Genomic DNA, 12,438 nt, shown 5'->3' on the forward strand with positions numbered 1-12,438 from the left:
TTAAGTCAACGACTGACCCGGACGAGGTTTGCCCCTGTCATCCCCCTGGAACACCAGCAATGCTAAGCGCTGTCCTAATATTCATATTTACGCTCACTCTTGTCATATGGCAGCCTAGAGGTCTGGGCATAGGATGGAGTGCCTCCATGGGAGCAGCGATCGCGTTACTGTTCGGTGTGATTCAGCTCAGCGATATACCCATCGTCTGGAATATCGTCTGGAATGCAACAGCCACTTTTATTGCTGTCATCATCATTAGTCTACTACTTGATGAAGCCGGCTTTTTTGAATGGGCTGCGCTTCATTTCGCGCGCTGGGGTGATGGAAATGGTCGAAAACTCTTTGCTTTTATTGTGCTGTTAGGGGCCGCTGTATCAGCTCTGTTTGCTAATGATGGAGCGGCCCTGATCCTGACCCCTATTGTGATGGCTATTCTTGTCGCTCTTGGGTTTTCAGCAGCAGCAACACTCGCATTTGTCATGGCCGCAGGCTTTATCGCAGATACAGCTAGCTTGCCCCTTATCGTCTCGAACTTAGTAAACATAGTCTCTGCTGACTACTTCAATATTGGCTTTAGCGAATATGCGTCAGTCATGATGCCAGTTAACATCGTTTCAGTTCTAGCCAGCCTTTGCGTTCTTCTCCTGTTTTTCCGACGCGATATTCCTGCTTCCTATAACCTCAACCATCTCAAACAGCCATCAGCTGCGATTAAAGACGTGACAACTTTCCGAGCAGGCTGGTTTGTTTTAGTGCTGCTACTGATTGGCTTCTTTGCCCTTGAACCTCTAGGAGTTCCAGTCAGCGCCGTAGCAGCAGTAGGCGCCACTCTGTTACTGCTTGTCGCCGCTAAAGGCCCAGTGATTAATACCCGCAAAGTTCTACGGGGCGCACCCTGGCAGATAGTCGTATTTTCACTTGGTATGTACTTGGTCGTTTACGGCTTGCGTAATGCCGGTCTAACCGACTATATCGCCCTGCTCTTGAACAAGTTTGCTGAGGGTGGCGTATGGGGGGCCGCAATCGGAACAGGCATGCTTTCGGCCCTACTTTCCTCGATCATGAATAACATGCCCACTGTCCTGGTTGGAGCGCTTTCTATTGATGCCTCTACTGCTAATGAGACTGCCAGAGAGGCCATGATCTATGCCAATGTTATTGGAAGCGACTTAGGGCCCAAATTTACTCCAATCGGTAGCTTGGCTACCCTGCTCTGGCTGCATGTCCTTTCTCAAAAGGGAACCACAATCGGTTGGGGCTACTACTTCCGAGTCGGTGCTGTTCTGACGCTACCAGTGCTATTAATCACCTTAGCCGCTTTGGCTGTACGTTTAACCGTCGCTTTGTAATCGTCGGTTAAATAATTGCGCCAGAAGGGAACGCCCTATGCAGAGCTCCAACTGGAAAAACCGACTTGGACTGATGAACAGTTAATAGATTTTATGCTCCAGCACCCAATTCTGAGCAACCGACCTATCGTGGTGACCCCCTTAGGCACACGACTATGCCGCCCATCAGACGTTGTATTGGAGATCCTACCCCATCCCCGAAAAGCGGCATTTTCAAAAGAAGATGGGAAGGCCATTATTGACGCAAAAGGACGAAGAATTGCTAAGCAACACAACACCTAATCTAGATGAAAGCGCTTTTACAAAACCGGATCGACATCGTCTTTTCCCCGCCGTTGGCGCTGCGCACCCACCCCGTCTTTTGCTTCTGTACGGATCAGTTCGTGAACGATCTTACAGTCGTCTCTTGACCTTTGAAGCCGCACGACTGCTTGAAAAAATGGGTGCTGAAACCAGGATTTTTGATCCCCAAGGACTCCCACAGCCGGACGGCGCTCCTGAGGATCATCCAAAAGTTCAAGAGCTCCGAGAATTGGTTCAATGGGCGGAAGGCATGGTCTGGACTTCCCCTGAACGGCACGGTGCAATGTCCAGCATTCTGAAATCACAAATTGACTGGATTCCACTTTCTATTGGTGCCGTTAGACCCACCCAGGGTAAAACTTTAGCTGTTATGCAAGTGTGCGGTGGCTCACAGTCTTTTAACGCTGTGAATCAAATGCGAGTTCTGGGCCGATGGATGCGTATGCTTACCATCCCCAATCAGTCATCTGTAGCCAAAGCATTTATGGAGTTTGACGATAACAACCGCATGAAACCTTCTTCATATTACGAGCGAGTCGTCGACGTAATGGAGGAGCTGGTGAAGTTCACCCTATTAACCAGAGATAGCAAGGACTACCTGACCGATCGTTATAGCGAACGCCGAGAAAGCGCTGAGGAGCTTTCAAAACGGGTTAACCAGCGCAGCATCTAAACAATACAATCACTCGGCCCTCTCAGAAGGAGGAATTTCATGGCCTTTTACGACGTCATTATTATCGGTGCTGGCCAATCAGCGTTATCAGTCGCCTACTTCCTTCGTAGAACCAATCGCTCTGTCCTGTTGCTGGATGCAGAGGCTAAAGGCGGTGGCGCTTGGCAATATGGATGGAACTCACTCAGGCTGTTTTCCCCCGCTTCCTGGAGCTCTATTGCGGGATGGCCAATGCCTAACCCGGGCGACGAGTACCCAAGCCGAGACCATGTTATTGACTACTTGCGCCAGTATGAGGTTCGTTACAAACTCAACATTGAACGACCTGTCTTAGTCACCAGTATTGAGCCAACTTCGAACGGCTTCCAGATTAATGCTGGTACGAAAAAATGGCAGGCCCGTGCAGTAGTTTGCGCTACAGGTAACTGGCGCAACCCATTCATTCCAAATAGTGAGGGCATCGACTCCTACACTGGAATGCAAATACACTCTGCCAACTACATTTCCCCAGAACCGTTCAAGGATAAAAAAGTCCTTATTGTCGGTGGCGGAAACTCAGGAGCCCAAATCTTGGCTGAGGTATCGCTAACAGCACAGTCAACGACCTGGGCCACACTGACTCCACCCGAGTTTTTGCCTGATGACGTAGATGGTCGAGTTTTATTTGAGCGGGCCACGGCGCGTTGGAAGGCCTCGCAAGAAGGCTTGGACATCACAGATCTACCTGGTGGCTTTGGCGATATCGTCATGGTTCCGCCAGTTCTGGAAGCACGCCAACGAGGAGTGCTAAACGCGGTTGGCCCATTTGCGCGCCTGACAACGAAGGGTGCTGAATGGCCCGATGGGACAATTGCAAGCTTTGATGCCGTCATCTGGTGCACTGGATTCAGACCTGCATTGCAGCCTTTGGAGTCACTTGGGCTGGTCCAAGACTCAAAAGTCGCAGTTAGCGGCACGCAGGCAAAAAATATGCACGGACTATGGCTCGTTGGGTATGGCGAATGGACGGGGCCTGCCTCCGCCACATTGATCGGAGTCATGCGTACGGCCCGAAGTACAGCAAAAGAAATTGATCAGTTTTTGCGTGAATAGTCTTACCTGTCACTGGCGACCACGAACCACCAACAAGAGAAGCCTAGGCTAAAAAGGCACACGCAAAACTCAAAATGGCCGGGTAAAAATCTATGACCACCGTCAGTCTAGTGGTCACGACACATCAAGTCGGAGCAAAGTGCCTCACCCTTGCTCCGCACATTGAGTCTTCTCGAGAAGGCGAGACGGCCTCACCATATTTTTGAGCGCCACTTGCAGTGCATAGCAATATTCACGCCCAGCTCCCAACATAACTCGGGAACGGCGAAGCCTGCCTCCAAACGTTTGATAGCTTCAATGATCTGGCTGTCTGCTAATCTAGGTCATGTAATGCCGCTGAACTCTCCAATCAGAAAATTCTACATCTGACCTCACCACGCTATTCGGAGGACCACTAGGCGGCTTAGCGTATGAGAAGCATTGGCTCGTCAACCATCCTAATCAGTGAAGTTGTCGTGCTACCTACAATAAGATTACGTAATGGCGAGTGACCATATGCCCCCATCATCAACATCGCGTCATGGGTGGTATTCATGAGCTCAGCGATCACCTGCTCTGGGGACCCGTTTAAGATATTCGTGCTTAACGAACGTCCGTACTCGCTAATTTGCTGTTGCGCATTCACAAGCATGGCTCGATGCTGCTCATTATCCTCACCCACAAAAACCGCATGAAGTTTCAGATTTGCAAATAATGGTGATGACGCCATGAGTTCAAGCGCCCTTTTGGCTGACGGGCCACCATCATAGGCAAGAATCACATCTTTAATATTGCCGATAGCGCTTGGGGCAATAAGAATCGGCTTCTTGCTTGCACGCACCACCCTTTCTATTTTTGATCCCAAGTGTGCAATAGCAAACTCCGCTGACGCACCACGGTTGCCCATGACAAGCAGATCGCACTCTTTTTCACGTTCAAGAATTGTCTCAACAATACCTCCGTGACGATGCGCCTGCGTCAGATCATGGATGCCTGCAGCACGCAACCGATCTGCAGCAGCATCCAAAAGCACGCGACCAGCCTCAATAGCCAGCTTCCCCTGCGCTTCTTCTATACGGGTCAGTTCTTCCAAAAGGTCGGTTTTAACGCCCAGCCCGATAGCTCCAGTTCGATCATATCGCTCTTGTACAGCACTTTTCCGTTGAACAACATGCAGCAATTCGACTGAAGAGAGAAGACGTTGAGCTGCCCACGCGGTTAGGTCACATACACTATCCGCATACGATGATGTGTCGATGCAAGCAAGTATTTTTATCATTTTCTTTCTCTCCAAAAGTCAGTGTCTCGACGTGTTTGTAGGGACTTGATCGTATATTGCAAAGCGTCCAACCATAGCGGCGCTTTCTTTGTTAAGCCCGACTATCTCTACAGCCGCCCCTTCGCGTCTTAGCTTCATGACAACATCATCCAATACGCCAACAGCTGAAATGTCCCAAAAATGAGCGTCAGAAACGTCGATTACGACTTTATCGACAACCTCTTTGAAGTCGATCGCTTCAACAAAGCGTTCAGCCGATGCGAAAAACACTTGGCCAGAATAAAAGTAAGTTCGCGTCCTACCATCCATTGATAGTTCGGACTGCACCGTAAAGAGCCGCTTAACCTTACCAGCGAAGAATAGCCCGCTCAGGATAACTCCTGCCAAAACGCCTTTTGCTAGGTCATGCGTCCATACTACGACAATGACCGTCACCACCATGACCACCGATGACTGCCAAGGGTGAGAACGCAGGTTCTTAATGGAGCCCCAACTGAAGGTTCCGATGGAAACCATGATCATTACAGCCACTAGGGCTGGCATCGGAATACGAGCCACAAGTGGCCCCAGCACAACGATCAAAAAAAGCAGGAAGATGCCCGACACAAAGGTAGAAAGGCGTGTGAGTCCGCCAGACTTGACGTTAATGACCGACTGCCCAATCATGGCGCAACCACCCATTCCCCCAAAAAAGCCAGTCACGAAGTTGGCAATGCCCTGGCCTTTACATTCCCGACGCTTATCGCTGGGCGAATCGGTCAGATCATCGACAATCTGCGCCGTCATCATAGATTCGAGTAGTCCAACTGCGGCCATGGTCAGCGAAAAGGGGAAAATAATCTTCAGCGTCTCGAAGGTAAGCGGCACGTTCGGAATGAAAAAGGACGGGATCGTAGACGGTAATTCACCCATATCCCCCACCGTACGTACGTCAAGATTGCCATAAATTGCAAGGATAGTGAGTACAACAATGGCGATAAGCGGTGAAGGTATTGCCGTCGTAAGCCGGGGCAACAGGTAGATAATTGCAAGCCCACCAGCCACCATAGCGTAGGTGATCCACGTCACATTCGTGAGTTGAGGCAGTTGCGCCATGAAGATTAAGATGGCCAGTGCATTTACGAAACCGGTGACCACGGACCGAGATACGTATTGCATCAGAAGATCAAGTCTCAAGAAGCCGGCCAGAACTTGCAACAGGCCCATAAGAATCGTTGCAGCAAAAAGGTAATCAACGCCATAATCTCGCACCAGCGGTATGATCAAAACAGCAATGGCCGCAGTCGCCGCAGAAATCATGCCGGGGCGGCCACCGACAAATGAAATGATGACTGCAATTGAAAAGGAAGCGTAGAGTCCCACACGGGGATCTATTCCGGCGATGATGGAAAAGCCGATGGCTTCGGGGATGAGTGCAAGTGCAACAAGGATACCTGCAAGGATATCCGCGCGCGGATTGGAAAACCAATCGCGACGAAGGGAAGATACAAACATTGAGGATTGTGCTAATTAAGATGCAGCAAAACGAAGCTTCGCACCGCGAACTGAATGCGCAAGAGGGTCCCGGAGCGAGTTTTTATTTGCTTGGAATTGTCCGAGGGATAGGCGCCCGGCCGAGCCACCCAGCGAGCTGGGTCCACCTTATTAATTATCGTCGTTGACGATGACCAGTATCTATTGCAGACACCGTAGCTTCGCATTTTAGCAGAGTTTTTTGCCGATTTCCATTCGGCTGCGCTGGGAATTGGGTGCAGCCTTCAATGCCTTCTTACCGCCCCCCCCGGAATCTGACTGGCAAATATGCTCCGCTGCTACCGAATGGGTGCGGTGCTCGCCTACTTTGGGCTGCAACCTGCCCTGGCTTCCGAGTGAAAATCGCTGGTCATTAATAGCTTTCCGGGATGACTGACGAGCTGCTCGACGTTCTCGGCGGACGTCCCCCCCCGATCCAGCAAGAGCGTGTGCTATGAACAGGTGCGGCCATTTCGGCCCATATGATGAGCACATTGGTCTCATGATCTTACTAGGTTTGGCCACTATTACTGCCTTGCAACCGCTCTGATGCAAAAGACACCGTCACGCAAGACTTTCAACTGACCTTTTCAACTAGCAAGACCGTAAACGTGGCTGCCGGTCATTGGGCGACTAGCGGGTTGACGAGGCACACAAGCTGGGCATAAGCGGGACCACTCTGATCGTGACGGCCAAGGGTTACGGTCACAGCTATAAGATGCATTCCGCCCATTTCTTCGAACTGGCCATTTAGCACATCAAAGTAACGATAGCGCTTAGCGCTGTGGATGTGTAGCCACTGCTTCAGCGTCTGCGCGAGGAAGGCATCAACATCTTCCATATCAGAAAACAGATTGAGTTCAGCATGACTGGCGACTCGTGGGAGGATCATGACTTAGAAACCGGCTGGTTCTCTTGGATGCTGCTATCCACCGCAACTAAGCCATGTAGAAATGGGACCAACAAATCAACTACCCTGTGTTATTTTGACCCAGCTAACGCCCATAATCACTATAAAAACAAGCACAACGAAAATTGTTTGCGAATATTTGGAATACAGCTGTCCCAATGCCCAGCGGAAAGGTCGAGCCTCAGCTCGTCTCTGCTCAGCAATGAGATTAGCGCATGCGCGATCACGAGCATTCAGGTCAGATAAGATGCGTTCATTCAAATCTACGATCGAACCCAAATAATCGTGCATATTGTGTTCAACAATATTTTTCTTCCATGTCTCAACCGTTATCAGGTCCCTAACCAGCACAGGGCGAGACTGACCTGAACGGCGTTGTTCGTCGTCGTAATCAAAGACTATTCCAAATTGTTCATAGAACCGATTACGCCGTTCCTTGTTGTCAGACTGTGCTTGGCCAGCATACAGCTTAATACTAGCGACCGAGGCATCTGGCCACTGCTGCGCCCACTGAACTATCTCATTCATCAGATATGTGCCTATCCGCTGCCCTGCAAGCCCAGGCAAATCAAGAAACACCGCTCCCTCCGACCACACAATCGATGACGTAAGCGAAACAGTATTGATAGACGGTGTGAAACCTCCCAAGAAGTAACCCTGCCCATGACTCCCGTAGGTGTATTTACCTGCTATGCGCTTAAATGAAAGACAAATACCAGCGGCCTCAAGTGGACCGTCCGAATAGTGTCTATAGGACTCGTGTCGTTCAACAAGAACAAACCCTAAAGCGTCATCCGTTAAGCCATCTTTATCTTTGATCTCCAACACAAGGATCTGTGGCTTAACGATCTCACCGTTGCGTTTCCAGTCTCCAAATGATGGCAGCACTGTTTCCATTGGCACAGGCTCTTGTTTAATCAACACCTTTCCCCTCCAAATATCCACACATTAATCGAGTACCAGCACTCAAACTGCTTTTAGAAAAAGAGACCTCTAAACTCTTTGACCCTTACAGCATTCACACAGCCTTGCAGAAGAATAGCCCCTCAAAAAGAGGGGCTATTAATCATGATGGTAGGTAGGCTACGAGTTAGCTAGCAACTGCTTGGCCAACTGAACTTCAATGCTGTCACCGGCATCATTCAGAACATCCAAGCCACAATCAGGCATATCCCCTGACGTTGACTGTGTAACAGCGATCTTCTTGGCCATCAGCCTTAAACACTCCACTTGGCTGGAACCTGAGTAGCCCAAGAACACGACCTTGACTGGATGCTTCTGGCCAATCCGCCATGACCGCCTGGCGGCCTGCATTAACGTGTAGACGTTAAAGCCAGACTGCATGAACACAATCGTAGGAAACTCCAGCAGATCCAGGCCAGTCTTGACCAGCTCTGGATTGGTGACAAGGACGTCAATACCCCGCTCCACCTGGTCAGCAACCCAGTCTTCGCGTCGAGCTGCGTCAACAGAAGCACGCAACACAGCAACTTTGAAGCCGTTCATCTCAAGGTGGCTTTTGAGCCGAGCGGTGGTGTCACGTGTACCCGAGTAAATCGAATACACCAGCACCTTTCTTCCTTGGGCCTTCTCCTGTTTGCACAGGTCCAAGAGCTGTTGCTCTTTGGGGGTAAGCTCAGACTCCTGAAAAACAGGCCCTTGCGAAAACAAGACTGCCTTACTTCGAGGGTGCCGGACGGTTTCTGGGCGAAAGCAGCACTCTGGCCAAGCCAGTAGCGTATTCATCACAACCCCAAGCAAGCTATTGTCCTTTTGGGCCAACGCCTTCTTGAGCTCATACACCAGGTGCTTTGCCATGCGCTGATAGGCCTCATCCTGCGCCTGGCTCATTGGTACGTTAATGAAGTGCTCGTCATAGTCAGGCAAGACGTTCTGGCCAATGTCGCGCAACTTCAAGAGAACGGTGATCGGCACTACATACCGCATAATGCCAACCGGACCAAAGCCAGGAGCTTTACTGGTCCGTACTGTCATCTGCTTACCTTTAGCAGTGCGATGCGATGGGCCAGTGCTTTCCTTGTACACGTCTTTGAGCACGCCATGCTCACGCATAAACGCCATAGCCGCGCTTCCCATTGACCCATTACGAGCAGGTTTGAAGCCGTCTTGAATCATCTGTGTCGGATTTATTCTCCACAAAAGATGAAACAAGTCATCGGCATAGCCTCCCATCAGTGTCCCAGTGAGCAGCAGTGTTTTTTGGCATTGGCTGGCCAGCACGCCCATGGCCTGGCCTTGGGCTGAGCCCTCATTTTTGTATTCATGGCCTTCATCTACAACTAAAAGACCGAAATACCCACGAGGCAAGTAGCGTTTGATGAACTCAGTGGCTTGATAGCCCCCCTCCCCTATACTGAACTCAAAGGACGCGAGGGATCGCTCCATACGCATGGCCTGCCGATCGGAGAAAACAAGCTCGCCAGACTCATCCATGAGGTTGAGAAACTCATAGACGTTATCGTCGAGCATTCCCCCAAGCAGATCCTCTCCAAAGATCGAGAGCAATTTGCGAGCGGTTTTATCTCCAATCGTCGGCATTTGCTTTAAGGCACCCAACACCAGATCGTGCATGGAGTCGATACGCTTACCTGCACGAATTAACGTCCAAAGCGTGCTATCGCAGTGGCTGCATTTGCAGCGTCTGTCAGCAAGCATGAGTGCGGCCACCTCAGCGGAGAGCGGCATCATTTCACCATCCGCATTCTCACGTTCGATGGGTTCCATGCAATCAGGGCAGCAAGCAAACCTAAACCGTTGACCATCTTGCAAGACCTGGCGAGTCAAAAATGCCGGTTTCCAGTGAAACCCCATGCGCATACGCACACGCCCAAGCACAAAGAACTCTGGCTTGCTGGTTTTCAAACCGAGGGCATTTCGTAGCGCCAACAGTTTGCGTAGCGTATCTGGCCCATTCAGAATCCAAACCTTGGCGCCAGGCACGGTGGCCAGAATCTCACGTCGCCACTTATAGACCAGGTGAGGCGGCGAAACGATCAGGGTACGTGGATGTGTACTCTGCATTAAAGCCGCAACACATATGGCCATCATGGTTTTGCCCGTGCCCATATCCGCATTGAGTACCGCTGCCGGTTCATTGTGATCCAACAACAGCTTCACAACGGCGTGTACAGCATGCGCCTGGGCTTCAAATGGCTGACGAGTCAGATTGTCCAGAACGTGTTGCCGCGCACGCCAAACGGGAGTTTGAGTGTCCAGGTCCGGATCGTAAATAGGCGGGTTCTGGCGACGGACTTGCTCCAACAAGCCCTCACCAAACTGATCAATAAAATTGGCCAGAGGCATATGCAGCTCATCGGCATCTTGCTCTGGGGTACCTAGCTGGGGATGTATAGCGCCCATACTGGCTCTCCACAAAAGGGATACGGGGAGCCAGCGGGGCTGCTCCCCGCATGGGTTAGAAAAAAATGTAGAAAAGGCTGGATCCGGAAATCAGCCAATCAGCTTAGAAAAACTACAACTGCAAACGTAGGCGCCCTACCCTGACCCCATCAGAGATGAAATCAAGAAAATGCTCACTTAGGCTCACCCGAACTGCCTTGACAGGGCCAAGCGTGGGATACAGATCGCTGCCCATTATCTGCACAGCTTGCTTATCACGGCACCACGCCAAAACCTCTGCACGCCAATGGTCTAAAAGAGCCACCGGCGACAAGCTTTTAATCAGTTGCCAGGCACGATCATCAAGATCATGCTCCTGAGCCTCGTTAAGGCTGCCCAGGTCGCTCACTGCTGAGTAGTGAAGAGCCCAACCGATTCGATTCGCACGGTCTGGCTCCTGTAGATTCTTGTCAAATACCCACAGTTGCCCCAAAGGACCAAACAGGTTTTGCTTAGGTAACCTACCAGTGTGTTTGCCTAAGCGATCCACACCGCCGACCTCCACTAAATGGCGTTTGCCATCATCATCGCGCAAGTGAAAGCGTTGTATACCGCCTTCCTTATTGCCCAACTGCATCGCAGCCATGAATTGCATCAGCGATCCATCGCGTCCATACAGTGAAATGAATAAGAAGCGACCATCCGACTCTCGGATGCAGGCATCAGCCCAGACTTCCGGAAACTCCTCTACTTGGTACATCACCGAGCTCCATAGTTATGCGACTGACCCCTTCCTCGCAAAGAGGAGAAAGAGGCCAGGCCGCGTCGTTTAGAGAGATGTTCAAGCCGAGCGCACGGCAAATGAGCCGTCAGCTTGATGGGTGATGTCTCGATTCCCCACGTTGTTCCAGGAGTCGCGTTCGACCTCAGTGAACATATTTGCTGGCACAGTGATTTTGAGCCGGTGCAACACCGCTTTAAAATGCTCCAGGCTCAAACCAAATGGGTTGGACTCATAGAGATTGCTATACAGATACTGATCATCGAACCCGGTCACATCCGGATCCACAAAATCCACCCGCTTTTCGATGACCAAAAAATAATGCCCCAAAGCCCTATCCCAACCTAACAGCACGGTAACGGGATGATCTTTATAGGTGGTTTCAAAGTAATGACGACTCATGACAAACTCCAAAAAATGAGTCGCAACGCCCCATAAGGGCCGCAGCGACCCCATGGGTACAGGTTAAAAACGCCCAGATGCGGGCTAAACAAACAAGAAATGACTCAAGTTACAGGTCGCCGTGCTCAGCGAACGAATAGCTAGTTGTGTCGGCTGAAGGCCCGACGATCAAATGGTCCAGAACCCTTACATCGATCAGCTCCAATGCTTTTTTCAGCCGCTCAGTAAGTTGGCGGTCTACCTGGCTAGGCTCTAACTTTCCGCTTGGATGGTTGTGAGCCAAAATGACCGCGCCAGCATTGTTTTTGAGCACCTCTTTAACGACCTCACGAGGATAGACAGCCGTTTGATTCAGGGTGCCTTGGAACAACTCCCGATACTGGATCAGGCGAAGCTGGTTGTCTAAAAAGAAGACAGCAAAAACCTCGTGTTCTAGGCCAGCCAAGCGAGCGACGGCATAGCGTTCCGCAATGCTCGGCGTTGACATGGGAGTTCCCGAAGGCACTAAAGACACAATCGCCTCACGTGCGGCCTCCAATATCTGCCCTGGAGTCGCCAACACATAGTGCCCATGCGCATCAGCAATATGCAGTTGCGCGGGTTCAGGCGCTGCCTGAGCGTATACAGACGGCGCGATGGGTAAAATCGACGTATTGAAAGAAGACATGGGTATCTCCAAAAAGCTGGAGACATCCGGCCCCTTGAGGACGGATGTCCCCAAGGGATAAGACGAGGCTGCTGACATGCTATGCATGACTGCAGCAGATAAGAAAAACTACCCAGGCAATAAAAGACCAC

General features: G+C 50.8%; 12 protein-coding genes, 1 pseudogene and 1 other annotated feature. Of the genes and pseudogenes, 4 read left to right on the forward strand and 9 right to left on the reverse strand.

What is annotated here, in order from left to right; all coding sequences use genetic code 11:
• Positions 1 to 59 precede the first annotated feature (59 nt).
• The 4 genes and pseudogenes from U2949_RS10975 to U2949_RS10990 all read left to right on the forward strand — a co-directional run bounded on the left by U2949_RS10975 (position 60) and on the right by U2949_RS10990 (position 3,417).
• Positions 60 to 1,349, forward strand: coding sequence for an arsenic transporter (locus tag U2949_RS10975; protein WP_003799898.1), 1,290 nt, complete (start codon positions 60 to 62; stop codon positions 1,347 to 1,349).
• 15 nt (positions 1,350 to 1,364) lie between these two features.
• Positions 1,365 to 1,631 (forward strand): annotated as a pseudogene (locus U2949_RS10980) (ArsC/Spx/MgsR family protein); the annotation flags it as partial.
• Positions 1,573 to 2,325, forward strand: coding sequence for an arsenical resistance protein ArsH (arsH, locus tag U2949_RS10985; RefSeq protein WP_157784321.1), 753 nt, complete (start codon positions 1,573 to 1,575; stop codon positions 2,323 to 2,325). The pseudogene U2949_RS10980 and the gene arsH, both read left to right, overlap by 59 nt.
• A gap of 39 nt (positions 2,326 to 2,364) precedes the next feature.
• Positions 2,365 to 3,417 (forward strand): ArsO family NAD(P)H-dependent flavin-containing monooxygenase, encoded by a 1,053-nt coding sequence (locus U2949_RS10990; protein ID WP_003799895.1) that lies wholly within the window; start codon positions 2,365 to 2,367, stop codon positions 3,415 to 3,417.
• A 191-nt stretch (positions 3,418 to 3,608) separates the two neighbouring features.
• Here U2949_RS10990 and U2949_RS18730 read toward each other — a convergent pair whose 3' ends face one another.
• The 9 genes from U2949_RS18730 to radC all read right to left on the reverse strand — a co-directional run bounded on the left by U2949_RS18730 (position 3,609) and on the right by radC (position 12,307).
• Positions 3,609 to 3,719 (reverse strand): hypothetical protein, encoded by a 111-nt coding sequence (locus U2949_RS18730; RefSeq protein ID WP_366924981.1) that lies wholly within the window; start codon positions 3,717 to 3,719, stop codon positions 3,609 to 3,611.
• Between the two features lie 101 nt (positions 3,720 to 3,820).
• A complete protein-coding gene (locus U2949_RS10995) occupies positions 3,821 to 4,675 on the reverse strand; it encodes a universal stress protein (protein WP_003799893.1) in 855 nt (284 codons plus the stop codon).
• Positions 4,676 to 4,693: 18 nt separating this feature from the next.
• Positions 4,694 to 6,169, reverse strand: a complete 1,476-nt coding sequence (locus U2949_RS11000) for a SulP family inorganic anion transporter (RefSeq protein ID WP_003799890.1) — start codon at positions 6,167 to 6,169, stop codon at positions 4,694 to 4,696.
• 94 nt (positions 6,170 to 6,263) lie between these two features.
• Positions 6,264 to 6,316, reverse strand: a sequence feature (sul1 is cis-regulatory element that is thought to sense ions involved in sulfur or methionine metabolism; They are found in Alphaproteobacteria).
• A gap of 493 nt (positions 6,317 to 6,809) precedes the next feature.
• Complete coding sequence (locus U2949_RS11005; protein WP_003799888.1) at positions 6,810 to 7,079, reverse strand: hypothetical protein; 270 nt, start codon at positions 7,077 to 7,079, stop codon at positions 6,810 to 6,812.
• Between the two features lie 75 nt (positions 7,080 to 7,154).
• On the reverse strand, positions 7,155 to 8,021 hold the full coding sequence (locus U2949_RS11010) for a hypothetical protein (protein ID WP_009454070.1): 867 nt from the start codon (positions 8,019 to 8,021) through the stop codon (positions 7,155 to 7,157).
• A gap of 159 nt (positions 8,022 to 8,180) precedes the next feature.
• A complete protein-coding gene (locus U2949_RS11015) occupies positions 8,181 to 10,478 on the reverse strand; it encodes a DEAD/DEAH box helicase (protein WP_321287705.1) in 2,298 nt (765 codons plus the stop codon).
• Between the two features lie 112 nt (positions 10,479 to 10,590).
• Positions 10,591 to 11,217, reverse strand: a complete 627-nt coding sequence (locus U2949_RS11020) for a hypothetical protein (protein ID WP_009454072.1) — start codon at positions 11,215 to 11,217, stop codon at positions 10,591 to 10,593.
• Positions 11,218 to 11,298: 81 nt separating this feature from the next.
• Positions 11,299 to 11,640 carry a hypothetical protein gene (locus tag U2949_RS11025; RefSeq protein WP_009454073.1) on the reverse strand — a complete coding sequence of 114 codons (342 nt, stop codon included), beginning with the start codon at positions 11,638 to 11,640 and terminating at the stop codon, positions 11,299 to 11,301.
• A 109-nt stretch (positions 11,641 to 11,749) separates the two neighbouring features.
• On the reverse strand, positions 11,750 to 12,307 hold the full coding sequence (radC, locus tag U2949_RS11030) for a RadC family protein (RefSeq protein WP_009454074.1): 558 nt from the start codon (positions 12,305 to 12,307) through the stop codon (positions 11,750 to 11,752).
• Between the last annotated feature and the right edge of the window lie 131 nt (positions 12,308 to 12,438).

The organism is Alcaligenes phenolicus, assembly GCF_032063905.1.
GTDB lineage: Bacteria > Pseudomonadota > Gammaproteobacteria > Burkholderiales > Burkholderiaceae_B > Alcaligenes > Alcaligenes phenolicus.